Source organism: Aquimarina sp. MMG015, assembly GCF_018100855.1.
Lineage (GTDB): Bacteria > Bacteroidota > Bacteroidia > Flavobacteriales > Flavobacteriaceae > Aquimarina > Aquimarina latercula.
This window is the reverse complement of the sequence record NZ_JAGJEB010000005.1, coordinates 125,162-149,160: the sequence shown is the minus strand read 5'-3', so window position 1 is coordinate 149,160 and position 23,999 is coordinate 125,162. Positions and strand designations below refer to the sequence as shown.

Here is a 23,999-nt window from a genome sequence, read left to right as displayed (position 1 = left end):
ATTTATTCCTTTCAGACTATGGCTGATTTTTTAGGTTACACTAACTATTCAGCCATAGTTTTTATATCACATAGTCCCAAAAACTAACTATCTTTTTCATGTGACAATAACCATTTTTTGCGTTCTATTCCTCCACTATATCCTGTCATATTTCCATTTTTTCCTATAACTCTATGACAAGGAATTATTATGGATATTCTATTACATCCATTAGCAGAAGCTACGGCTCTAATCGCTTTTGGTTTACATATCCTTTCTGCTTGTTGCTGATATGTTATTGTTTCTCCATATTTAATTTCTTTTATGCCATCCCAAACTATATTTTGAAACTCAGTTCCTGGTGTTTCAAGAAGAACATCAAAAACCTTTCGTTTTCCGTCAAAATATTCAGCCACCTCTCTTTTAGCTTGTTTAATATGTTTATTATTTCCTGCCAGTATCGAAGCATTCAATCGCTTCTGCAAATCTTCAAATTCTGTTTCTAGTAATTGTCTATCTACAAATTCTAAAAGACAAACTCCCTGTTCGGTAGCACAAATAAACATTGGACCTAACGGTGTTGTTAATCTATCAATTAAAATTATTTTTTTATCACTGCTTTTTTTTGGAGAATCTCCTATCATCTTTTTAAAAGTGTACCCAAAACCACTTAAAGACTCATAGCCCATATCAAAGGCTGTATGTGTGGCGTTTTTACCTTTTTTTATTTCTTGAAAAGCATTATTAATTCGATACATTCTTTGATAACTCTGAAATGTCATTCCGTAGCTTTTCTTAAACCATCTTCTCACAATCTCTGGGCTAATTGCCAATTTTCGCAATTGATTATCAGTAATTTTCTCTTTTGGATTTTGTCGCACTAAAGCTATTGCTCTTTCTACATGATCAGGAGCCATATTGGCATTCTCTGTTGGTTTGCAAATTTTACAAGGTCTGTATCCATTATCCAAAGCATCTTTAATCGATGTATAAAACTCTACATTTTCTAATTTAGGTTTTCTAGCTCTACAAGTCGCTATACAAAAAATAGAAGTTGTTTTTACTCCTACAAAAAAGATACCCACAAAGCTTTCTTTTCGTTCCAATAAAGCTTTATAATATAATTCTATTTTATCATTTTCAGTTACTAACATATCTCAAAAAATGGATTGAAATGATCGTTGATCTAGTATCCTTTTGGTAATGCTACCCAATTGACTATACATTTTATCAAACAAAAAATTACCGATACTAATTCTTCGTACTCCTAATTTTTTCAAAGTATCAAAATCTAATAAATCAGGGACACACATTACATTGACAGGTAATTGAGTATAATCTACAATTTCCTTAATTTCTAACTCTTTTTTAATACAGGGAATGAAAATTCCATCCGCACCTGTCTTTTCATACAATTGTATTCGTTTTTTAGTTTCCTCAAGCACATTAGGATGTTCTAACAAAAAAGTATCTGTTCTTACATTTATAAAAATATCCAAATTTTCTTTTGATACTACATTCATTATTCTTTCCAACTTATTAACAAATTCTTTCGCTGGTAACAATATTCTTTTATCATCAACAATACTATCCTCTATATTAATTCCCGAAACACCTAAATCAGCCATTTTTCTTATATGCTCCGTAATAATTATAGGGTTTCTGCTATACCCAGCCTCCAAATCTACAGATAAAGGTAAATTAGAATTTACTTTAATTCGTTCGACAAAATATCTTAATTCAGAAAATTCCATTTGTTCGCCATCTTCATATCCTAATAGAGCAGCAATGGCGGAGCTCGATGTTCCTATCGCCTGGAAACCTAGTTTTTCTGCCATTTTACTACTAGGAACATCCCATACATTTCCTAAAAGCAATGGTCTTTCTTGATTATGTAATTCTTTAAAATTCATCGTTTTTTGTTTTTCACAAAGTACCGATGACGATATTTATTCAGCAACCGAAAACTTGACAAGTATTTTTATTCTGAAGAATTTATTTTTTGGAAAGCTTAAGAATCAAATCTAAATTAGATCGTAATTCATTTAATTGCCATTGCCTTGCGTTGGCTTTTGTAGCTAGTAAAATAGACTGACGACTCGCCTGTTCAGCTTCTTTTATTTTTTTTCTAGCGGTATATATTTTTGACAAACCATCATAAGCACGGAACGAGTTAGGATGGCTTTCCAGACTCTTTTTAAAAGTTACTTCCGCTTCATTATATTTCTTATCTTCTAACTGATACCCTCCTAACACACTATAAAAAGTATCTAATGAATTTGGGAAATGAATTTCTATCTCCGATTCCAAAATTGCTATATCCTCTCTTAAATTTTTGCGATAATAATAATTCATCATATTACCAAAATTATAAGCTGGTAACGAAAACTTAGTATCGAATTCTGTATTTAATTTTTTATAATAATTTATTAGATCTTTCGCAGATGAAAATGAGTAAAATTTATCTCTACTAACCTCCCAATCTTTAAATAATTGAATTAATGCCTCTTTCAATGCAATCATATGAACGGATCCGTGATTCTCATCCTTATAATATGTAAAACTCCAATTAGTATCATAAGGAAAGTATTTATCTAATACCCCAACAAAACCTCTCACACCCATACCCTGCGTATTGGCTAAAGACAAAAATAAGTTAGCACTTAATTCCTTTTGATTTTCAAAAACCGTATCTGCTGTTTTATTAAGTATATAATCATTCCACCATAAAGAAGGATCAATCGCAATAAAACTATCAAATGCAGTTTGCTTTTCTAGATAATGGTTTACAACAAATAAACCTCCCATAGAATGTCCTACTAATATATCATAAGAAGATGTCCTGTATTTCTTATTCACTAAAGGTTTTAATTCTTGTTCCAAAAATGACATAAACTTATTTGCACTTCCACCTTCTGAGCCTTCTGCGTTGGGACGACAATATTCTCGATACTTTGCACTTCCTTTGTCAGAAATCGCGACCAAAATCATTTCCGGTATTTTATCTGCTACACTTGACAGAAATTCTACCAATCCAGAATCATGATAAAAATTATAGTCTCCATCCATTAAATAGATAACTGGAAAGTTCCCTTGATCGCTATAAAAATAACTAGGTGGCAAATACACTTGAAAACTTCTTTTCTCTCCTAAAATACTAGAATTAAGAAAGTTTCGTTCCACAGGAATCAACGCATTATCTACAACCTGACCAAAAGTATTAAACGTTATAACTAATACCAATAAGAGGAGGAAATGTTTCATAAAAATGATTTAAAATCAGGTAGAATAATCTTTGCGTTGCAAAATAAGAAACATCAATTATGATACTATTAAAAATATGGTAATTTTAATTAAACTGATTATCTGTAAAAACCTAAAGCAATGAAACACCGTATCATAATATAATCATTCGATTGACTCAGTATATTCTAAAAACAACTTACAACCTGCTATTGTCCAAGCATATGTTTCAGACAACTCTCTTTCTCCTCGACTTTGTGCTAGCTCTCCTTCTAATCGACATACGCGTGTGATACGATGTATAGCGCCTTCCATCAAATTATACAATCGATCATCTGATTTGGTTATAACCGGAGACTGATTTGCTATTTCTAGTTTGTTCTTTATATCAGCAATTTCACTACCGACACCAATTTTCATTACCTGCATCATTGATGCTAGACGTATTAATTCTGATAAAAATTCTCTTGGCATGCACAAATACCCTGATTGCGCAGGATTAGGAATCGCATCCTTACTGCCTTCACTGATGATTTGCTTAACCATAAAAGAAAAAGTGGTTGACATTTTAATAGCTCTTTTAAAGACTGCTGGTTATTAGATTGTTATATAGTTCCAAAACTATACAAGTATACCCTAACAAAAAACGGGTAAAATCCCCCGTTTTTAAATCATACAATAATAGGGAATTTTCCCTTTTCTAATAAAAATAAAAGAGGTAAATTAATTTTGATTTCTTATACATTAGATTATCAAAACCTAATGACTATTTAGGAATAAAGTATAACAACTTATTCGATAGTTAATTAAAGAGAATAGTGGATATAAATAGCTATTTATTACTAATAGTATCTTACAGTAATTAAAAAAAATGCACAAATCTAATGGCTACAAATTTTCTGGATTTACAGCTAAATTTTTAAACAGTTTTGCTTTAGTATCGAAATACTTATTTTGTAATTTATTCTGTTTCAATTGGGCATCAATTAGTTTACTTTCTCTAGAATTAATCAAAAATAAAGAACTTTCTCCAAAACTAAATTTTCGTTCTTCGGCTCTTAGTAATGTAGTATAATCTGTTACAATATCAGTAATCAGTTTGTTTTGAGTTTTGAAAGAATCTAGCTCATTATTGATTGCATTTACTTTATTTTCAATTTGTAATTGTACACTTGCTAACTCATATTGACTATCTTGGATTTTATACTTAGCCAATTTAACCGCACCTCGTTCTTTTCGTAAAAATAATGGAAACTGAAATGCTACCCCTCCTTTATAATCCGCAGTATTAAATGAATTCGCAATTTCTGGCGAAGGAGTTAAAAAATTATATTCCAAATTAATTTTAGGCAGTAACTTATTTGCTTTTAATTTACGATCCACTTCTAGACCTTCTATTTTATAATTCAAAGATCTTAGTTTAGGATGATTTGCTAAATCTACTTCTGTAAACAATGCCTGTTGTATCTGCAATGTCTGGTCAATAACAATATCTACTTCATTGTCTGGAATCACATTAGGTTGTATCTCTACGGGAATATTATTTCCGATCCATAAATAATTAGATAGCTCCAAACTTGATTTCATCAATTTTACTTTAGCTTGTTCTAAACTTAATTGACGATTCTGTACTGTGATCTGCGCTTCTACAGTATCTATAATTGCCTTATCTCCGGCTAATGCACTCTTCTTTACTCCACCAAAACGGGCCCTTGCGTTAATCAAAAAGTTCTGATAAATTTCTTTTTCATTATATGCTTCTAACCAATTAAAATAAGCCAACGATGCATTATACAAAATTTCATTCACCAAAATATCTCTATCTACTTTGGTTTGTTCTCTAAATAATTTTGCTTTTTTAAGTGCAGCCATTCGATCATTAATTAACAATCCTTGCGCAATTGGAACCGATATACCTGCGCTATATAAGCCTTCATTGGGTACAGTTCTTTCTGGGTTTAAAAATATCCCTTCATTCTGCTCAAAATTAGCCTTTAATTCTATCCCATACCAAGTAGGTACTTTAAACGTCGCATTTAATAAATCATAGTATTCAGAACCTTTGAACTTTTTTCTATCATAATCTACTTCAATTTTAGGATCAAAACCTCCTCTAGATTTCAGTAGATTAGCTTCTCCTACACTTATATTTAACTCAGCTTGCTTTGCAATGGGGTGATGTTTTTTCACAAACCCTAGATATTCTCTAAAATTAAGTTTTATCGAGTCTTGTTCCTGCGCATAGGTTGCAGTTGTCAAAAAAAGAAAACTGTACAACAAAAGTTTGTTCATAGATTATTTCTTTTTGGTAGTTGCTATTTTATCCTCGGGTTGATAATAATTAGGTGGAAAACCGTTCAGCTGCCTCCATAACTCGAACCAAATTGGCACATCTTCTAGTAATGCAATAGTATTAGCTCCTGATCCAACACGCACACCGTCTGGCCATCTGTGATCATTAGGATCTGGCGATATCAATACTCTGTATTTTCCGTTTGGACTAATAAACGTTTCTATAGCCACTACTTTTCCTCCATAGGTCCCGTATGATACATTAGGCCACCCACTAAAGATGATTGCCGGCCAACCATCAAACTGCACTCGTACCTCTTCACCAATGTGTACCAAAGGAAGATCAATGGGTCTTACAAAAGTTTCTACGGCCATATCATATTCTGATGGCATAATCCCTACTAATCGATCTCCTTCTTTAAACGTTTCTCCTATACCTGATTGTATCGCTTTATTGATATACCCATTTTGTGGTGCAGTGATAAAATACAATCCATTTCTTATCTCATAATTGGTATACTGATTTTCTAATTTAGTTACCTGCGCTTCTGCATCAAATTGGCTTGACTGTGCAGTAAATCGATCACTCTGAGATTTAGATATTTTCTCCGCATATTCCGCTTTGATTCGATTCATTTCTATCTGCGCATTGATCACATTATTCTTACTAGCTAGTAACTTGTTTTCTTGCGAAATTAACTTAGCTTGAGTCTCTTGTAATTTTAAACGTTTAGTTTCTACATCTGTTAATGACTTCAGTCCTTCACTTTCTAGCTGCTCGGTTCGCTTAAATTGTCTTTCGGCTATAGCTATATTGGTCTTTGCCGCTTCTAGATCAATACTATCACTTTTTACCTTTAGGTTAGATTGTAATAACTTATTATCTGCCTGTTTTAATTTTAAAGAGCGTTCTCTAACCAATGCATCTGCTTGATTACCTAACGCTTTTACTTTTTCTTCATATGAAGTAACAGCCATAGATTTTGCTTTTATCTGTTGTCCAGTTCTAGCGACAAGATTGGGATCAAAATATTCATTTTTAACCTCTGAAATACGTAAAATAGTATCACCTTTTTTCACAAAATCTCCTTCTCGTACATACCACTGTTCTATTCTTCCAGGTATAGGCGATTGTATTGTTTGTGGTCGTTGATCAGGTGTTAGTGTCGTAACAAATCCAGTCCCAGAAATGTTTTGAGTCCAAGGAAAGAATAAAATGATAAAAAGGATAATAGTAAATACTAATAAAAAACGATTAAAATACTTATAATGATCTTTACCAAATACTTTCTGAGATGCTTTATACCCTAAAATATCTACAGTTCTATTCAACTTATTATTTGAAATATTTAGCATACCTTTCTATTTTTCACTTATTATTTTACCATTATCTACGGTAATAATTCTACCACAACGCGATGTCCATTTAGCATTTTCACTAACTACAACTAACGCCCAAGGATTTTCTGGCTCCACCAGAAAGTCCATAATTCTGGCAGCTTCAGTTTCATTAAATTGATCTAAAGGATCCTTTAGAATTAACAATTTCGGTTTTGTAACAATTCCTCTAGCTAATACTATTTTTTTAGAAATCGTATATGGTATCTGCTTACCTTCCGGATACAACATCGTTAATAAACCTTTAGGTTGTTCTTTTACAAATTGAAGCAATCCTACTTTTTCTAAAGCCCAATAAACTTGTTCACTGGTAATACTTTCATCTCCAAAAGTGATATTCTCTAAAATAGTTCCTTCAAACGGAGATTCCTCTGTCAATGACTGCCCAATATACCCTCTATAATAATTTAAATTCACTCCCTTTAGCGAGACATTATTGATATATATACTACCTGTATCGGGTTCTAATAAACCTGCAATTAATCTAAGAAGAGTTGATTTACCAGAACCATTAGGTCCCTGTATCAATATGGTACAACTCTCTGAAATATTAAGAGAAACATCATCGATAATTCTTTTATCTCTATCCGGAACGGCATAAGAAACCTGGTCCAACTCTATCACAAACCCCTCATCTTCTTTAAAAGGTTTTTCCCCTTCCTGAGGTTCTAATTGTTTATCAACTACCTGACCTATTTTTTCCAAAGAAGTCAATACATCATAGAAAGATTCTAAACCTACAATTAGTTTTTCTACAGAGGTAATCACTAATAAAATAATGATCTCAGCTGCTACGAACTGTCCTATATTCATCTTCTGATTTAAAACTAAAACACCACCTATTAATAGAAGGCCAGCAGTAACTAATACCTTAAAACCAATCATCTGAATAAATTGCAATACGAGTATTCTAAAATGGCTTTCTCTAGAATCTAAGTAATCCGCTACTAAAGCATCGTTCTTATTAAGTGCCAAGCTTGTTCTTCCTGATAATTTAAAACTTACTATTGACCTCGCAACTTCCTGGATCCAATGGGCAACTTTATACTTACTTTTAGACTCACTAAGACTAGTTTCTAAACCTTTGGTTGCTGTATATTTAAATACGATATAGATTAAAACCAATAAAAGCAAACCATAAATAATAAAAAATGGATGATAAAATGACAGTAATAGAAGCCCAAAGATTATTTGCACCAAAGCTGTCGGAAAATCTACTAATATCTTTGACAATCCTTTTTGTATAGTCAAAGTATCAAAGAATCTATTTGCTAATTCTGGCGGATAATAATTACGTAACTCACTCATTTTGATTTTAGGAAACCTATATGTGAATTCAAAAGATGCTCTAGTAAAGATCTTTTGTTGTACATTTTCTATAATCCTAATTTGCATAAACTGTAATATCCCTACAAATAGAACTCCAGCCGTAACTAAAATTACTAGGATTATCCAGGAAGTACTAACCTGCGCTCCTTGTAATAAATTTATAATAGCTTGTATTCCTAAAGGAAGGGATAAACTTACCAATCCAGCGAAAATTGCATAATAGAATACTTGCAGGATATCTCTTTTATCAAGTTTTAAGAGCCCCATCAAACGCTGCCAAGCGGTCAATATATTTTTAGCCATTCTTGTGGTTATTTAAAGAATTAAATACTAAATCAATAAAATATTTTGTAGGAGTAATTTTCTCATCACAATCCGTTAACGAAGAAAAATGATCTCTTAAGAAATGTTGATGCAATGCACCCTCAGTAATGGTACTGGCCAAACTAGCAGGATAATAATATGTTTCGTCCACTTGTATAATCATATCTTTAATCCTGTTCACTAGTCTTTTGTAAATAGAAAAGTATCCATCTTTATTCTCGTTATCAACCTCCTTAGTCAGATATGATTTAGAATATTCATTAATTACAATCTTGTTTAACAAAACCTCGTTAATGTGGGAGAAGGAAGAATCTTCTTTTGTAGTCCGAGTTACAATTTCGATAGCTTTGGTTAATTTTTCTTTAGCATCAGAAATACTATTAGTGGTAAACACTAATTGATACTCTAGCCAACCCCAATACCATGAAGTTAAGTACAATAACAGCTTATGTTTATTCTCAAAATAACGATATATTGAGCTTTCATTAGATCCTATCTTAATACCTAACTTTTTAAAGGTAAAGCTATCAAAACCTATTTCATCTATTAAAAGAATACTATATTCCACAATTTTCTTTCCTAAAGTAGAAGATTCCGGATCTTTTAAATATATATTATTGTTGATATTAACCTTTAAGTCTTGAAGTATATATTTCATAACTAAAACTATTTTACTCAAAAGTAATAGTATTACTATTATTATTTAATACATTAACTATTATTTAACCAAAATTTATGTTTTAATGTTAAGTAAATAATACTATATTTATAGTAGACATCTCTCTCAACTAACTCAATACAATACACATGAAAAAACTGTTATTTATCGCATTTATATCGGTACTCCCGATACATGCACAAGAGCAAAACTTTACATCTCCTGATAACGTAAATATTGGGGATATTCTGACTTTAGGAAAACCATCAGGAAAAACATATAAACATATTTTGTTTCCAAAAACTAATTTTATTATTAAAAAGGGAGGAACCACAAACTATAGAAAACTAAGTGGTTTAAGAGTAATTATTACTAATAAAGAAGCTACGGAAGGAAAAACGATTATTTCTATCAAAAGAAATGATAACAAACAATTTCTGAACAGTATTCGGATAGTAAAAGTAAATCTTAAAGCTGCCTTGGAAGCAAAAGAAATTTTTTAGTAAATAAGAAAAATAGCTATATACGGATTGATAATTACATTATCATTTATTAGCAATTTCCATAAGTTTATCTCTAATATCCTTATCATCTAAATATTGCAATAAAACTTGTTTAAAATAATCCTTCTTACCATATGCTACTTCGGATTCTTGAACGATATGGTCTTCTTTTAGCATATTTCCTTCTCCAGTAACAAGCCAAGTAGGATTAATTTCTGTATACAATTGTATAATCTTTTCAATAAAATCACCTCCAATATTACTATTTGCAGACTGCAATCTATGTAAATAGCCCGCACTTGCTCCTATAGAAAGGCTAAAACTCCTAAGGCTTATTCCCAAATGAGCTGCAAATAAAATAACTCTATCTAAAATTTTATCTTTTTTATCCAAAATATTGACTATTATTTGCGTATATCTAATATTTTATATAATATTGTATACCAAAACGATAACATTATATTCACAAAGATACTTATACCTATAACATTAGCCAACTTATTTATGATTACACCTGAAGAACGTATTGCGATCTTAAAGGTCATTGGAAGCAAGCACGTAAAAAAAATACAAGCTTACCTAAACCAAAACAAGATTTATAGCTCCCCAAAAAAACCTTATTCAAAAACAAGTATATCCTATATTCTTTCTGGAGAAAGAGAAAATGAAATTGTAGAGAATGCCATCTTTGCCTATGCACATCAAAAAATGATAGAAAAAGAAAAACAACAAGAATTAAGAGATCTGATTGTTTCGAAACAAAAATTATAACCCAAAACCAGCGTACTTGTCCAGATACCTTTTAATTTTGTATTTACACTTATATAGCAAATCAAGGTATTTTGGACAAGGATAATTTAAGAGATATACAGAATAGAGAAGATATCGAGCAAATTTTATGGTTTTTTTACGAAAAAGTATTGAAAGATTCTAACATTGGTATATTCTTCACCGAAATAGCAAAAATTAACCTAGAAACCCATATGCCTCATATTTCAAGCTTCTGGGAACAACAATTGTTTTACACTGGAAATTACAAAAAAAATGTACTACAAATTCATAAAGATTTACATCTAAGAAAGGCAATGGAAAAAATCCATTTTGACACTTGGCTGGCATTATTTAAAACAATTATAGACGACAATTTTAAAGGAGAAAAAGCTGAACTTATGAAAACACGAGCTTTGTCAATTGCCACGGTAATTCAGCTAAAAACACAATAATATATCCTATTCAAATACCGTAGGCATCGTAAATTTTATTATGCAAGCATAATAAATAATCAATTAATACCTATCTTCTATATACACAAGCTAAAAAAAGAAAAATGCGTATTAAAATAACAGGTGCAGGAAGCTATATTCCTACAGAGATCATACAAAATGAAGATTTTGAAAATCATCAGTTCTTTAATTCAGATGGCGTACAAATCAACAACTCTAATACTGTTATTATTGATAAATTTCGAAAAATTACGGGTATTGAAGAGCGTAGATACGCTTCCTCAACATTAAACACTTCGGATATTGCTTTTCTTTCGGCAAAAAAGGCAATTGAAGATGCTGATGTAGACAAAGAAACTTTAGATTATATAATTGTTGCTCATAACTTTGGAGACGTTGATAAAAATTCATCTCAAGCAGACACTGTTCCCAGTTTAGCGGCTAGAGTAAAACACCTTTTAAAAATAGAAAACCCATATTGCGTAGCCTATGATGTTTTATTTGGATGCCCAGGTTGGATAGAAGGTGTAATACAAGCAGTTTCTTTTATGAAAAGTGGTATGGCAAAAAAATGTTTGGTTATTGGAGCCGAAACGTTGTCCCGTGTTATTGATGAGTACGATAGAGATTCTATGATTTATTCTGATGGGTCTGGTGCAACTATATTAGAAATCACAGAAAATACTGGCGGAATACTATCTTCTATTAGCGCCTCACACACTTTTGAAGAATCCAATTTCTTATTTTTTGGAGATACCTACAATACTACCACAAATGATCAAACCAAGTATATTAAAATGTATGGCCGTAAGATTTATGAATTTGCTTTGACTCACGTACCTATGGCAATGAAAAAATGTTTAGACAAAACAGATATAAACATCTCCGCAGTAAAGAAAATACTTATTCATCAGGCTAATGAAAAAATGGATGAGGCTATTATAAAACGGTTTTATGAACTTTATAAGCAAGAAGTCCCTGACAATATTATGCCTATGAGTATACAAAAACTTGGAAACAGCAGTGTAGCTACTATTCCAACATTATATGATTTGATTCTAAAAGGTAACATCTCCGATCATTCTTTTCATTCTGGTGATATTCTATTATTTGCTAGTGTAGGTGCCGGTATGAATATCAATGCATTTCTGTATCAGTTCTAATCGCCTTTAGAAAATTCTACAATAGGAACACATAGTAATCTCTGTAATTGTCTATTTTTACAACTTATTAGTTAGATAGTAATTATTCCCAGATGTACGAAGGAACTTTTCCTCATAAGAGGTATAAAGAAACATTAGAATTCTTAAGAGAGCACATCCCTGCTCCAGCAACCATATTAGATCTTGGTGTCCATAACCCATTTGTAGACTTTATGGAAAAGGAAGGTTACACGGTAACAAATACTTCTGGAGAAGATCTTGATCTGCAAACCGACGCTGTAAAATTAAGTAATGACGAGGTTGTTACAGCCTTCGAGATTTTTGAACATTTGATTGCACCATTCAATGTTTTACGTGATATCAAAACAACAAAATTAGTGACTTCTGTTCCATTAAAACTTTGGTTCTCTCCTGCTTATAAAAGCAAGACTGACCCTTGGGATCGTCATTATCACGAATTTGAAGATTGGCAATTCGATTGGTTATTAGAAAAAGCTGGATGGAAAATAAAAGCAACAAAAAAATGGACGCATCCAATTAATAAAATTGGATTTAGACCTTTACTTAGATACTTTACTCCTAGATACTATATTGTATATGCCGAAAGAAAATAGTTTACATCAATCACCTCCCTTTTGAACATTTATATTGTCATACCGGCTCATAATGAAGAACTATTGATTGCTAAAACTCTAGAATCTTTAGTATCTCAGACATTTCTTCCAAAAAAAATAGTGGTAGTTAACGATAATTCTACCGATAATACAAAGACTGTAGTTCTCGATTTTATAAACAAACACTCATACATTTCATTAGTTAACACCAGTTCTTCTAAGGATCATATGCCAGGAAGCAAAGTTATTAATGCGTTCTATAAAGGATATACTTCGTTAGATGACCAATATGATGTGATTTGCAAGTTTGATGCAGACCTTATTTTTCCAAAAAATTATCTAGCAACTCTAGTGAAAAATTTCAAAGAAAATCAAAAAATCGGAATGTTTGGTGGCTTTTGTTATATCCAAAAAGACAACAACTGGATTTTAGAAAACCTAACTAATAAGGATCATATTCGTGGAGCTCTAAAAGCATATAGAAAATCCTGTTTTCAAGACATTAGGGGATTAAAACCAGCAATGGGTTGGGATACTATAGATGAGTTATTAGCACAATATCATAACTGGAAAATCAAAACAGATCAATCTCTAAAAGTAAAACACCTGAAACCAACAGGGAATACATACAACCCCAAAGCTAAATACAAGCAAGGAGAAGCTTTCTATACAATGCGGTACGGTTTAATGATCACATTAATTGCATCTATGAAGCTTGCTATCCTAAAAAAACAACCTAAATTATTGCTTGACTACTTAATAGGTTTTTTTAAAGCTAAAAAATCAAAACAACCATATTTAGTTTCTAAAGTCGAAGGTGATTTTATTCGCAAACTACGATGGAAAAAAATCCTCCAAAAATTCTCTAAACCGTAAAAAAACTAGAATAATCTATATATAGTTGTTCATGTAGTTATCATAAATATCTGCACTTAATTTAACTTGTATTAGAACATCTGTTTATAATAGGGACTTTTCGACAAATTATTATAAAAGTTATTGTCCTTAAAAACTACATCTTTTCAATTCATCCATAATTTATTTTTATGAGATGCTATATACTTGGTTATTATAAAAAATAGGCCTAAATTGGTCCCACACACAACTTATGGGTATTCACTTCTATTGAAGCATTAGACGATTTAGTAGTTTAATGGGAAATGTTTAATACAAATATTTCAAAAGAAACTAATGAAGAAAAGTAGGCTCTTTAGCTACCTAATAGCTACGCTATTTACTGTAAGTTCTTGCTCAGAAGCAAGTAAAACAAAACAATCGGATAACAACGATCTTGTTAACAATCCTCAAGAATTTCAAGATGCTATTAGCAATGCAAAACCTGGAGATGAAATTATACTGGGTAATGGAATCTGGCAAGATGCTCAATTGGTAATTGATGCTATAGGAACAGAAGAAAAGCCAATTACTATAAAAGCTGAAGAAAAAGGGAAAGTTATTTTTTCTGGTAATACTTCTCTAAAAATTGGAGGTCAACACTTAATTATAAAAGGTTTTGTTTTCACCAATGGTTTTACTGAAGAAAATGCATTAATTATTTTCAAAACTGACGACGGAAAACTAGCTAAAAACTGCAGACTTACAGAAATTGCTATTGATCACTTTAATCCAAGTAATAGATTTGATAAATCTGAATGGATTCATTTACACGGAAAAAACAATCGAGTAGATCACAATTACTTTGGAGGAAAGCTTAATGCAGGTGTAACTTTAGTCGTAAGATTAAATAACAAAAATAGTCTAGAAAACCATCATAGAATTGACCATAACCATTTTGGTTATAGACCAAACCTTGGATCCAATGGTGGAGAAACATTAAGAGTAGGAGTTTCTACATATTCTCTAAGCCCATCAAGAACTTTAATAGAAAACAACTACTTTGAGCAGTGTGATGGCGAAGTAGAAATTGTATCATTAAAATCGAGTGACAACATCGTTCGTAACAATATTTTTTATGAGTCTGCTGGAGTTCTAGCGTTAAGACACGGAAATAGAAACTTAATCGAGAACAATTTTTTTATCGGAAACAACAAACCAGGAACTGGTGGTGTTAGGGTAATCAATGAGGGACATACCATTAAAAATAATCATTTTCAGGAATTAAAAGGGAAACGTTTTTTTGGAGCTCTTCCTGTAATGAACGGAGTTCCTAATTCGCTTATTAACCGATATCACAGAGCTGAAAACACAGATATTACTGAAAACATGTTTTTAAAATGTGATCACATTCAGTTTGGTGTTGGAGCAGATAATGAGCGAACAGATCCTCCTCAGAATATACGATTTACTAAGAACCTATTTTATCACCCCGAAAGAGCACAGGTTTTTGAAGCAATTTCGGATTATAGTACTTTTTCATTTTCTGAAAATCAAGTGGTCTCTGCCGACTCAAAATTCAACCATAATGGATTCGAAACAACAAATATTTCCTTTATAAAAGATCCGAAGGATGGTTTATTAAAGAATGAAAATTACCAACCTAAACTTCCCTTTATTAAAAGTGATGTAGGACCAAATTGGTATACTCCTCAGCAAAAATATTTTGAGATCACAAATAAGAACTCGAATGCAACACAAGTATCCGGAAATGAAAATGACGCATTATTCAATACCATAAAGAGTGCAGTTTCTGGTGATACCATTTTATTAAAACCGGGAACATATACTTTTACCAAACCTTTGATTATAAATAAAACATTAACACTTACTACATCGAAAAATGATAAACCTATCATTTTCAAATATGATCAAAATGAATCACAAAAGCCGTTAGTAGTTATAGAGAATGGAGGAAGCCTTTCTATTCAAGGTGTTCAGTTTGATGGCGCTTCAGAAAATGGAATTGCACAATCTGCTATAGCTACCTCATCGAAACCAATGATAGCACATTATAAGTTAAAAGTTATGTCTTGTGAATTTAAAAATTTCGATGCAAGTCGTAAAACAGCTTTTAGAGCTTATAAAAACACATACGCTGATACCATTGTTTTCAAAAACTCAACCTTTCATAATATTTCTGGAAATGCTATCAGTCTTGATGGAGAAAATGAAAACAGAGGACGTTACAATGCAGAATATATAAAAATAGATAATTGTCATTTTAGTAAAGTAATGGGTAACGCTGTAGCCCTTTTAAGAATGGGAAATGACGAAAGTACTACTGGACCTTACTTAGAATTAAAAAACTCTACTTTTATAGATGTAAATAATAAAGATTTAGGAAGTGTAGTCCTACTATGGGGTGTTCAAAAGCTAAATGTTGACAATTTATTATTTATCAATTCCGGTAAAGGAGGACGTACATTAAAATATGAAGATCCAGGATGGGCAATTAGCAGAATAGACCATATTAGTTTAATCAACTCTGGACGAATAGAGTCCTTTGGAGAACGCACAGGTAAGAATATTCAAATTATAAATACTCAAAATCCTACTAAATATCCCGCTCAATATAGTGGCTATAGACCCGTAAAATAAATGTTGATTTTGTTAAAAATATTCAAAAATAGACAGACTTGTCTGTTTTTGAATATTTTTTTTATATGTTTGTCATATGAAACACTCTAAGACAAGAGCTCATATCGTACAAACCGCCTCTACTCTATTCTATCATAAGGGTTATAATCTAACAGGAATCAATGAGATTATTAAAGAAGCAGGAATAGCAAAAGCAACACTATACAATCATTTTCCTTCTAAAGAAGATATTTGTATTGCTTACCTACAATTTAAGAATGACACTTTTACTAAAGATATTAGAGAGTATGTATATAAAGTGCCTAAAGGTAAAAAACGGATATACGCTTTGTTTAATTTTCTAAAATTATTCTTTGATCAAAAAGACTTTAATGGATGTTGGTGTTTAAATACATACGCCGAAATGCCTAAAGAAAATGAAACGGTACGATTAGAGATTCAACAGCAAAAGCAGGATTTCATAAATTTCATTAAGGAATTAGTTATAGAAAATTATAATCAAAATTCTGACAACGAAAATAAAATGTTAGCAAGAAAAATTTACCTATTATATGAAGGAGCAATTTCTGAAAGCAAATTACACCAGAATACTTGGCCCATTGAGGCTTCGTTATCTCTTTGCGAAAAGATTCTAGAATAAAAAAAATTACCTTAACAAAGACAGACTTGTCTGTCTTTGTTAATTAATTAAACATAAAAATAATGACACAATTTAAAAACAAAACAGCCTTAGTTATCGGAGGAACCAGCGGAATTGGTAAAGCAACAGTAACATCTTTAATTAATGAAGGTGCCACAGTTCATGTTGTAGGAAGAAATACATCTAAAATTGAAGATGGCGAAAACATTATTAAACATCAAGTTGACATCACTGATAAAAATAGTGTAGATCAACTGCGTAATACAATTGCTAACTTAGATAGTTTAGATTATTTAGTAAACGCATCAGGGATTTTTGGTCCAAAACCTTTTCTTGATCATACTCTAGAAGATTATGACTCATATCAAGATCTAAATAGAGGTTTCTTTTTTATTACGCAATCTGCAGCTAAGAAAATGAAAGAAAACAATACTGGTGCGATTGTTAATGTTGGTTCTATGTGGGCTAAACAAGCCGTAAAAGCGACTCCTTCTTCTGCATATTCTATGCAAAAAGCAGGATTACATTCGCTAACACAACATTTAGCTATGGAATTAGCAGATCATGGTATCAGAGTAAACGCTGTATCACCTGCTGTGGTTGAAACTCCAGTATATGATGGTGTTTTCGGTGGTGCTGACGAAGCAAAAAAAGCACTTGTTGGATTTAATAATTTTCATCCAATAGGAAGAAATGGAACTGCTCAAGATGTAGCTAATAGCATTACTTTTTTATTATCTGATCAAGCATCGTGGGTAACCGGAGCTATTTGGGATACTGATGGAGGTGTAATCGCAGGAAGAAATTAACATAAAAAGTTTGATTATGTATGATATGAATCACCTAAAAAAGTTAGGCACACTTGGCAAAAATGCTTCTGAAACTATGAAAGCTTTTCAAGCTTTTGATAGTATTACTTTGCAAGAAGGAGTTATTCCTGTAAAGTATAAAGAATTAATGGCTGTCGCCGTTGCACTAACAACTCAATGCCCATATTGCTTAGAAATTCATAAAAAAAATGCGATAAAAGCAGGTGCTACACAAGAGGAATTAGCGGAAGCTACATTTGTATCTGCCGCTCTTAGAGCAGGAGCTGCTGTTGTGCATGGTACCCATTTAATGAATGATTGAGTTTTCTTAACTTAACAAAGTAAAACTCCTTTTATTAGGGGTTTTACTTTTTATATTTACTAAGTATATGAAATCAGAAGTACTTATTATTGGAGCTGGTCTAACCGGTTTACTACTAGCTTACAGATTAAAAAAAGATGGGAAATCTGTAAAGATTATTGAAGCTAGAAACAGGGTTGGCGGAAGAATCCACACCCTTAAATCTGCAAAAGAAACCCCAATCGAAATGGGAGCAACTTGGTTAAGTTTACAACATCAAGAATTGTTAAGGTTATTAAAAGAATTAGAGCTTCCTGTTTTTGAACAATATATGCAAGGAATAACACTTTTTGAACCATTATCAACTGCTCCTCCACAACAAATTCAATTACCAACAAACCAACAACCAAGCTATCGAATACAACATGGAACTATCGCTATTATACATAAACTTGTTGACCTTCTGGATCAAAAAGAATTGATTCTACATGAAAAAATAGAACACGTTAATTACACAAACAATAGTTTTAAAGTTACATCTTCCAATAATATATATTATCCGGATAAAGTTGTTTCTACTATTCCTCCTTCACTTTTAGTAAACTCTATACAATTCTATCCCGCATTATCAAATAAGGTTATTGAAATTGCCAATAAAACCCACACATGGATGGGAGATTCTATTAAATTTGGTGTATCCTATGAAACTCCTTTTTGGAAAAATAGTAATTACTCAGGAACCGTTTTTAGCAATGTCGGTCCCTTAACTGAATTATACGATCACTCTAATGCAGAAAACACTCATTTTTCCCTTAAAGGTTTTTTACAAAATGGTATGGCCGCGTATACTAAGGATGAAAGAAAATCAAAAGTGATTCATCAACTCCATAAATTATTTGGAGAGGACGCATTAGAATATTTATCCTATGAGGAATTAGTCTGGAAACGAGAACCCTTTACTTCTTTACCTTCTAATGATTTTATATTCCCACATCAAAATAATGGTCATAAAATATATCAACAAGGATACTACGACGACAAGTTCTTTATAGGAGGTACAGAAACATCCCCTATGCATGGAGGATATATGGAAGGTGCTATACTTAGCGCACAATCCATATATCAAAAATTATCAGATAAATGATTACTCTAAAACAAAAGACAACACATCACCAGTAGCTCCATTAGGAAATGTAATCCCTAATAATGCAGAAATAGTTGGAGCAATATCTGGAATTGTTGTCTTAGTAGTGGTGCTACCTTGTTTAATTCCTTTACCCATAAATAATAACGGAGCATGTGTGTCATAATTTAAACCACTACCGTGCGTAGATCCAGTACGAGAATACGCTATAGTGGCAGGATCTAATACATATACCAAATCACCACTTCTTTTTTGGTTATATCCTTTTTGAATAAGTGCACCAATTCCCTCTGTAAAGGTTCCCATTTGTAATTGTTCTCTAGTAAAAACCTTATCAATTTGATCATATTGTAATATATGATGTGCTATAGCTTTCTGTAATTCTTGTGGGTTTATCTTATTTTTTTCCAACACATCATACGCAAAAAACACTTGATCATTAGCTACTTTTTCGATTAGTCCGTTAACTTTAAAAGTTCGTTTTGCAAAATCCATTACACTAACAGTGAGTTCTACCATATCAAAATAACCTGAAGGTATTTTTACTTTTTTCAGATACGACGGCACTTGAACAGCTCCGTGATCTGCAGTTAAAAAAACTGTATAATTACCTTTCCCAACCTTAGTATCTAATACTCCAAAAAAGCGTTCAAGATCCTTATCTAATCTTAAATAGGTATCCTCGATTTCTTTTGAATTAACTCCGAAATTATGACCAACATAATCTGTACTAGAAAAACTCACAGTAAGAACATCTGTAATATCATCCGCTCCTAATGACTCCCCATCTATGGAAGCTATTGCGAAATCGGCAGTTAAACTATTTCCATATGCAGATCCCTTAATAATATCATACCCTGCATTTTGATCTTTTAATGCAGCTAAATCATAAGGAAAAGTCGCCTTTTCTTTTCCTTTAAAACCACGTTCGAAATTGTTCTCATCAGCTCCACTCTCTCCATAAGTAGTAATATCATATAAAGTATTCCACTCCTTAAAATAAGAAGCTGCTTTATCAGATTCATTAAATTTTTGCACCCAATCCGGTAATTCATTTCTATAATAGGTACTAGTAATCCAATTACCTTCATCTTTTCCTCTAAACCAATAAGCTCCATTAGCTGCATGGCCAGCAGGCAATATTGCTCCTCTATCCTTTATCGCAATACCAATACTCTTTCCTTTTAATTGCGTATGCAATCTGTTTTGATCGGCAAAAGTTGTTGTTTTCATACGTCGAGGAGACATTCTTTCTAATTCACTATCAGAACCAACAGCACGTACTAAAGAATCACTAGCACAATACACCATATCTTTCCCAAACTTATCATACCAATTATTAGAAATAATTCCATGATTTTGAGGTGTTGTCCCTGTAAATACCGAAGCATGTCCAGGCCCTGTATATGTTGGTATATAATTAAAATGATTGTTTTTACAATTAAAACCTTCATTAATCATTCTTTTAAACCCTCCTTGACCAAAACGATCATAAAATCTAGTCAAATAATCATACCTCATCTGATCCACTACTATCCCTACAACTAATTTTGGTCGGACAGAAATTGTTTCTTCAGAGTTTATCTTTATTGATGATGAATCTTTGGTTGCACACTGAGTAACTGTTATTATTAAAATAATTGCTAAAAATATCTTCTTTATCATTATCTGTTTACATTTTAAAAGGCTAAAATACCTTTTATGCAAATGTAAAACTTTAATAGAAGGTTAAATGCTGTCCCTATTTTTTTTTCTATTTTAGCCCTTCTAATGTAGAACATATGTTTTATCTCGACGATATTGGTCGCTATTTTTTAATGCTGAAAAAAGTTTTTAGTCGAATGACTAAAGGCTCTGTGCTTAGAAGCCTGATATTTAAAGAAATAGATGATCTTATTATTGGTTCTTTAGGAATTACCGTATTTCTTGCTTTCTTTATTGGAGCTGTAATCGCGATTCAAACAGCTTTGAATCTAACAAATCCATTAATTCCTAAACAATTAATTGGGTTTGCCTCTAGACAATCTATGATTCTAGAATTTGCTCCCACTTTCCTTTCTGTTATTATGGCTGGAAAAGTAGGATCCTTTATTACATCTAGTATCGGAACGATGAGAGTTACTGAACAAATTGATGCCTTGGAAGTAATGGGAATAAATTCATTAAATTATCTTGTATTTCCTAAAATCATAGCGATGTTAATGTATCCATTTGTAATAGCGATTGCAATGTTCGTAGGTGTATTTGGAGCTTATATTGCTGGGGTTTATGGAGGATTTGTTTCAGGATCAGAATTTTTAACAGGTTTGCGAGAAGAATTCATACCGTATCACTTAACATATGCGTTTATTAAAACCTTCATCTTTGCCTTTCTATTGGCAACAATTCCATCTTTTCATGGATATTACATGACCGGCGGTGCCTTAGGAGTTGGTAAAGCAAGTACCTCTGCCTTTGTATGGACAACAGTGGTTATAGTAACTTCTAATTATATATTAACTCAATTATTGTTAAGCTAATGATAGAAGTAAAAGATATACATAAAGGTTTTAATGGCGAACAAATTCTTAAGGGAATCACAACTACATTTGAACGCGGTAAAACAAATTTAATCATTGGAACAAGTGGTAGTGGTAAGACAGTTTTTCTTAAATGCATGCTGGGTTTATTTACTCCAGAGGAAGGCTCTATTTGTTATGACGGAGCTACCTACTCAGATCTTTCTACAGAAGAACAACGTGACTTAAGAGAACAAATGGGCATGGTATTTCAGGGAAGTGCATTATTCGATTCTATGACTGTAGAAGAAAATGTAATGTTTCCTCTAATGATGTTTACAAAACAGAAGAAAGAAGAAATGCTGGTACGAGTAAATGAAGTATTAGCTCGTGTTAATCTAGAAAATTCTAACAATAAACTTCCTTCAGAAATAAGTGGTGGAATGCAAAAACGTGTAGCCATAGCAAGAGCAATTGTAACTAGGCCTAAATATCTTTTTTGTGATGAACCTAACTCTGGATTAGATCCAAGAACGGCCATAGTAATTGACAATTTGATTAAAGAAATTACTGAAGAATATGATATTACAACTATCATCAATACCCATGATATGAATTCTGTTATGGAAATTGGTGAAAAAATCGTTTTCTTAAAATTTGGTAATCTAGAATGGGAAGGAGACAAAACACAAATTTTTAAAACTGATAATGAAGCAGTAACCGAATTTGTCTATTCCTCTAACTTATTTAAAAAAGTGCGTGATGCGCAACTCAAAGGGTTGTAAATAGTTACTTACTGCGAATCTTATAAATTTTAAGATATTTTTCTATTTGTCATTAAAACATTTTCTGGAATCATATTTTCCATCTTAGCAAACGCTAAACTTAAATCACTGTCTTTAATAAAATCCAAAAACTAACAGAATTACTTTACTAACAACGTATCAGCTTTTAGTTCTCCAGTTATCCACTCTCTTAAATCTTTATTTCTAACCTCGTTAAGACTGTCAGACACCTGAAATTTCCATTGCGGAAAAATTACTTTTACCGTATCCACTTTTAAGAAATTAGATTGTAAAACTTCGCCATATCCCAGTTGTAACAAATCCGGAAAGCGAATTTTAGCATCTTTAGCAATATTGTTATATGGTAATATATCTGCAGGAATAACTTTCTGGGCTTCGGCTAACTGAGTTTCCAATAGTGCCAATCGAATTTTTAGGTCTTCAACTTTATCTAGCAATTCTTCGTTCTCAGTTTCTAGTCGATTTAACTCTACAATATATCGATCATTTGCCTTAGAAATTTGATCTATTCCTCTAGCTTTATTACCTCTAATTATTAGCTGAAAATCACTTATATTTTCATACTTGAGAATTTCGTTTTCTAGATCACTTTTAGTTGCTTCGGTTATCTCACCATCGAAGAAAAGTTTAATTGTCTTCTTATCATAATCAGGTATTGGTTTTCTTAGATATAAATCTGGATTTTCATCAATTTCTTCTGCTATAAAACGATCATAATCTCCTTCCATCTTGCTTTGATTTAACGTAATAACAAAAGTATAGATAGCCGGTATCATAACTAACACTGCCGTAAAAGAAACTAATCTAGCAATCAATTTACGTTTTGCAGAATTCGCATAGCGAAGCATTGGAAACCTTAATAGCTTTAGAACAATAAATGTTGCCAAAGCGATAAAAATAGTATTAATAGTAAATAAAAACATCGCTCCCAAAGCATATTCATATTTACCAATAGCCAGTCCAAAACCAACAGTACATAACGGTGGCATTAAAGCTGTAGCAATTGCCACACCAAATATCACACTAGCAATAGTTCCTTTTTTTGTTCTAGCAATAATTAATGCTAACCCTCCAAAAAAGGCAATCAATACATCTCTTATATCAGGTTTAGTTCTAGCTAATAATTCTGAAGATTCAACTTTTAATGGAAATAAAAAGAAAAACAACCAGGCCGTAAGAATACTAAGAACCACCATAACGGTGAAATTAACCAAAGACTTTCTTAAAGTGTCTATATCATTGACAGCAATAGACATTCCTATTCCTAAAATAGGCCCCATTAACGGTGATATTAACATCGCTCCTATTACTACGGGAATTGAATTTGCATTTAAACCAATAGAAGCAATAAATATAGAACATATCAAAATCCAAGCAGTAGCTCCTTTAAAAGGTATATCTGCTTTTATCAATTCTATGGTACTCTCTCTATCAGTATCATGACGAAAATCTAACAATTCCTTCAAAAAAGTAGAACCACTACGAAACAATCCTTTGGCATCTTTTTTTACCGCTTGCTTTTGTTCTTCTACCTTTTCATCTTGAGACTTCCCTTGAGGATTTTGCGTATTTTCTTCCAT

The 23,999-nt window shown here is 32.0% G+C and carries 24 protein-coding genes; 13 read left to right on the top strand and 11 right to left on the bottom strand.

Annotation, left to right across the window (positions count from 1 at the left end):
• Positions 1–83: 83 nt before the first annotated feature.
• The 8 genes from J8L88_RS11105 to J8L88_RS11070 form a co-directional block, all read right to left on the bottom strand.
• Positions 84–1,133 (bottom strand): bifunctional transcriptional activator/DNA repair enzyme AdaA, encoded by a 1,050-nt coding sequence (locus tag J8L88_RS11105; RefSeq protein ID WP_118387239.1) that lies wholly within the window; start codon positions 1,131–1,133, stop codon positions 84–86.
• Positions 1,134–1,136: 3 nt separating this feature from the next.
• The gene (locus tag J8L88_RS11100; RefSeq protein WP_118387241.1) at positions 1,137–1,892 is read right to left on the bottom strand and encodes an isocitrate lyase/phosphoenolpyruvate mutase family protein; all 756 of its coding nucleotides are present in this window, start codon (positions 1,890–1,892) and stop codon (positions 1,137–1,139) included.
• Between the two features lie 82 nt (positions 1,893–1,974).
• A complete protein-coding gene (locus J8L88_RS11095) occupies positions 1,975–3,243 on the bottom strand; it encodes an alpha/beta hydrolase-fold protein (RefSeq protein ID WP_118387243.1) in 1,269 nt (422 codons plus the stop codon).
• Positions 3,244–3,387: 144 nt separating this feature from the next.
• Positions 3,388–3,789: a hypothetical protein gene (locus J8L88_RS11090; RefSeq protein ID WP_035084936.1), complete on the bottom strand. Its 402-nt coding sequence runs from the start codon at positions 3,787–3,789 to the stop codon at positions 3,388–3,390.
• 321 nt (positions 3,790–4,110) lie between these two features.
• Complete coding sequence (locus J8L88_RS11085) at positions 4,111–5,514, bottom strand: TolC family protein (protein WP_027392625.1); 1,404 nt, start codon at positions 5,512–5,514, stop codon at positions 4,111–4,113.
• Between the two features lie 3 nt (positions 5,515–5,517).
• A complete protein-coding gene (locus tag J8L88_RS11080; RefSeq protein ID WP_211060769.1) occupies positions 5,518–6,870 on the bottom strand; it encodes an HlyD family secretion protein in 1,353 nt (450 codons plus the stop codon).
• A gap of 6 nt (positions 6,871–6,876) precedes the next feature.
• Complete coding sequence (locus J8L88_RS11075) at positions 6,877–8,544, bottom strand: peptidase domain-containing ABC transporter (RefSeq protein ID WP_027392627.1); 1,668 nt, start codon at positions 8,542–8,544, stop codon at positions 6,877–6,879.
• On the bottom strand, positions 8,537–9,223 hold the full coding sequence (locus J8L88_RS11070) for a TetR/AcrR family transcriptional regulator (protein WP_211060768.1): 687 nt from the start codon (positions 9,221–9,223) through the stop codon (positions 8,537–8,539). The genes J8L88_RS11075 and J8L88_RS11070 overlap by 8 nt, the downstream gene beginning before the upstream one ends.
• A gap of 149 nt (positions 9,224–9,372) precedes the next feature.
• Here J8L88_RS11070 and J8L88_RS11065 point away from each other — a divergent pair, with 149 nt between their 5' ends.
• Positions 9,373–9,726: a hypothetical protein gene (locus J8L88_RS11065; protein WP_118387249.1), complete on the top strand. Its 354-nt coding sequence runs from the start codon at positions 9,373–9,375 to the stop codon at positions 9,724–9,726.
• A 42-nt stretch (positions 9,727–9,768) separates the two neighbouring features.
• Here J8L88_RS11065 and J8L88_RS11060 read toward each other — a convergent pair whose 3' ends face one another.
• The gene (locus J8L88_RS11060; RefSeq protein ID WP_211060767.1) at positions 9,769–10,119 is read right to left on the bottom strand and encodes a hypothetical protein; all 351 of its coding nucleotides are present in this window, start codon (positions 10,117–10,119) and stop codon (positions 9,769–9,771) included.
• A 111-nt stretch (positions 10,120–10,230) separates the two neighbouring features.
• Between J8L88_RS11060 and J8L88_RS11055 the strand changes: the two genes are divergently transcribed.
• From J8L88_RS11055 to J8L88_RS11010, 10 genes are all read left to right on the top strand, one after another.
• Complete coding sequence (locus J8L88_RS11055) at positions 10,231–10,497, top strand: hypothetical protein (RefSeq protein ID WP_027392630.1); 267 nt, start codon at positions 10,231–10,233, stop codon at positions 10,495–10,497.
• A gap of 71 nt (positions 10,498–10,568) precedes the next feature.
• The gene (locus J8L88_RS11050) at positions 10,569–10,949 is read left to right on the top strand and encodes a group III truncated hemoglobin (protein WP_211060766.1); all 381 of its coding nucleotides are present in this window, start codon (positions 10,569–10,571) and stop codon (positions 10,947–10,949) included.
• A 104-nt stretch (positions 10,950–11,053) separates the two neighbouring features.
• Positions 11,054–12,112, top strand: coding sequence for a 3-oxoacyl-ACP synthase III family protein (locus J8L88_RS11045; protein WP_211060765.1), 1,059 nt, complete (start codon positions 11,054–11,056; stop codon positions 12,110–12,112).
• Positions 12,113–12,204: 92 nt separating this feature from the next.
• Positions 12,205–12,726 (top strand): methyltransferase, encoded by a 522-nt coding sequence (locus J8L88_RS11040; protein WP_118387253.1) that lies wholly within the window; start codon positions 12,205–12,207, stop codon positions 12,724–12,726.
• 21 nt (positions 12,727–12,747) lie between these two features.
• Entirely contained in the window at positions 12,748–13,602 is an 855-nt protein-coding gene (locus J8L88_RS11035) for a glycosyltransferase family 2 protein (protein ID WP_118387255.1), read from the top strand.
• Between the two features lie 315 nt (positions 13,603–13,917).
• Positions 13,918–16,221 carry a chondroitinase-B domain-containing protein gene (locus tag J8L88_RS11030; protein WP_211060764.1) on the top strand — a complete coding sequence of 768 codons (2,304 nt, stop codon included), beginning with the start codon at positions 13,918–13,920 and terminating at the stop codon, positions 16,219–16,221.
• A 76-nt stretch (positions 16,222–16,297) separates the two neighbouring features.
• Positions 16,298–16,861, top strand: a complete 564-nt coding sequence (locus tag J8L88_RS11025) for a TetR/AcrR family transcriptional regulator (protein ID WP_108802900.1) — start codon at positions 16,298–16,300, stop codon at positions 16,859–16,861.
• Positions 16,862–16,923: 62 nt separating this feature from the next.
• Positions 16,924–17,670, top strand: coding sequence for an SDR family NAD(P)-dependent oxidoreductase (locus J8L88_RS11020; RefSeq protein ID WP_108802899.1), 747 nt, complete (start codon positions 16,924–16,926; stop codon positions 17,668–17,670).
• A gap of 16 nt (positions 17,671–17,686) precedes the next feature.
• Positions 17,687–17,992, top strand: a complete 306-nt coding sequence (locus tag J8L88_RS11015) for a carboxymuconolactone decarboxylase family protein (RefSeq protein WP_211060763.1) — start codon at positions 17,687–17,689, stop codon at positions 17,990–17,992.
• 67 nt (positions 17,993–18,059) lie between these two features.
• Positions 18,060–19,115: an FAD-dependent oxidoreductase gene (locus J8L88_RS11010; protein WP_211060762.1), complete on the top strand. Its 1,056-nt coding sequence runs from the start codon at positions 18,060–18,062 to the stop codon at positions 19,113–19,115.
• Here the strand turns inward: J8L88_RS11010 and pafA are convergent, their stop codons facing one another.
• Positions 19,116–20,780: an alkaline phosphatase PafA gene (gene pafA, locus J8L88_RS11005; RefSeq protein WP_035084950.1), complete on the bottom strand. Its 1,665-nt coding sequence runs from the start codon at positions 20,778–20,780 to the stop codon at positions 19,116–19,118.
• A gap of 116 nt (positions 20,781–20,896) precedes the next feature.
• Here pafA and J8L88_RS11000 point away from each other — a divergent pair, with 116 nt between their 5' ends.
• Together J8L88_RS11000 and J8L88_RS10995 are read left to right on the top strand one after the other, a co-directional pair.
• Complete coding sequence (locus J8L88_RS11000; protein ID WP_027392640.1) at positions 20,897–21,634, top strand: ABC transporter permease; 738 nt, start codon at positions 20,897–20,899, stop codon at positions 21,632–21,634.
• The gene (locus J8L88_RS10995; RefSeq protein WP_027392641.1) at positions 21,634–22,398 is read left to right on the top strand and encodes an ABC transporter ATP-binding protein; all 765 of its coding nucleotides are present in this window, start codon (positions 21,634–21,636) and stop codon (positions 22,396–22,398) included. The genes J8L88_RS11000 and J8L88_RS10995 overlap by 1 nt, the downstream gene beginning before the upstream one ends.
• A gap of 140 nt (positions 22,399–22,538) precedes the next feature.
• On the opposite strand, the gene J8L88_RS10990 is transcribed toward J8L88_RS10995, so the two are convergent.
• Positions 22,539–23,999: a DUF389 domain-containing protein gene (locus J8L88_RS10990; protein ID WP_108802896.1), complete on the bottom strand. Its 1,461-nt coding sequence runs from the start codon at positions 23,997–23,999 to the stop codon at positions 22,539–22,541.

Coding starts and splice junctions, on each gene's coding strand:
- J8L88_RS11045 (WP_211060765.1), top strand. CDS start 11,054: ATGCGTATTAAAATAACAGGTGCAGGAAGCTATATTCCTACAGAGATC.
- J8L88_RS11030 (WP_211060764.1), top strand. CDS start 13,918: ATGAAGAAAAGTAGGCTCTTTAGCTACCTAATAGCTACGCTATTTACT.
- J8L88_RS11055 (WP_027392630.1), top strand. CDS start 10,231: ATGATTACACCTGAAGAACGTATTGCGATCTTAAAGGTCATTGGAAGC.
- J8L88_RS10995 (WP_027392641.1), top strand. CDS start 21,634: ATGATAGAAGTAAAAGATATACATAAAGGTTTTAATGGCGAACAAATT.
- J8L88_RS11025 (WP_108802900.1), top strand. CDS start 16,298: ATGAAACACTCTAAGACAAGAGCTCATATCGTACAAACCGCCTCTACT.
- J8L88_RS11065 (WP_118387249.1), top strand. CDS start 9,373: ATGAAAAAACTGTTATTTATCGCATTTATATCGGTACTCCCGATACAT.
- J8L88_RS11000 (WP_027392640.1), top strand. CDS start 20,897: ATGTTTTATCTCGACGATATTGGTCGCTATTTTTTAATGCTGAAAAAA.
- J8L88_RS11040 (WP_118387253.1), top strand. CDS start 12,205: ATGTACGAAGGAACTTTTCCTCATAAGAGGTATAAAGAAACATTAGAA.
- J8L88_RS11020 (WP_108802899.1), top strand. CDS start 16,924: ATGACACAATTTAAAAACAAAACAGCCTTAGTTATCGGAGGAACCAGC.
- J8L88_RS11090 (WP_035084936.1), bottom strand. CDS start 3,789: ATGTCAACCACTTTTTCTTTTATGGTTAAGCAAATCATCAGTGAAGGC.
- J8L88_RS11015 (WP_211060763.1), top strand. CDS start 17,687: ATGTATGATATGAATCACCTAAAAAAGTTAGGCACACTTGGCAAAAAT.
- pafA (WP_035084950.1), bottom strand. CDS start 20,780: ATGATAAAGAAGATATTTTTAGCAATTATTTTAATAATAACAGTTACT.
- J8L88_RS11075 (WP_027392627.1), bottom strand. CDS start 8,544: ATGGCTAAAAATATATTGACCGCTTGGCAGCGTTTGATGGGGCTCTTA.
- J8L88_RS11095 (WP_118387243.1), bottom strand. CDS start 3,243: ATGAAACATTTCCTCCTCTTATTGGTATTAGTTATAACGTTTAATACT.
- J8L88_RS11070 (WP_211060768.1), bottom strand. CDS start 9,223: ATGAAATATATACTTCAAGACTTAAAGGTTAATATCAACAATAATATA.
- J8L88_RS11085 (WP_027392625.1), bottom strand. CDS start 5,514: ATGAACAAACTTTTGTTGTACAGTTTTCTTTTTTTGACAACTGCAACC.
- J8L88_RS11080 (WP_211060769.1), bottom strand. CDS start 6,870: ATGCTAAATATTTCAAATAATAAGTTGAATAGAACTGTAGATATTTTA.
- J8L88_RS11100 (WP_118387241.1), bottom strand. CDS start 1,892: ATGAATTTTAAAGAATTACATAATCAAGAAAGACCATTGCTTTTAGGA.
- J8L88_RS11105 (WP_118387239.1), bottom strand. CDS start 1,133: ATGTTAGTAACTGAAAATGATAAAATAGAATTATATTATAAAGCTTTA.
- J8L88_RS11010 (WP_211060762.1), top strand. CDS start 18,060: ATGAAATCAGAAGTACTTATTATTGGAGCTGGTCTAACCGGTTTACTA.
- J8L88_RS10990 (WP_108802896.1), bottom strand. CDS start 23,999: ATGGAAGAAAATACGCAAAATCCTCAAGGGAAGTCTCAAGATGAAAAG.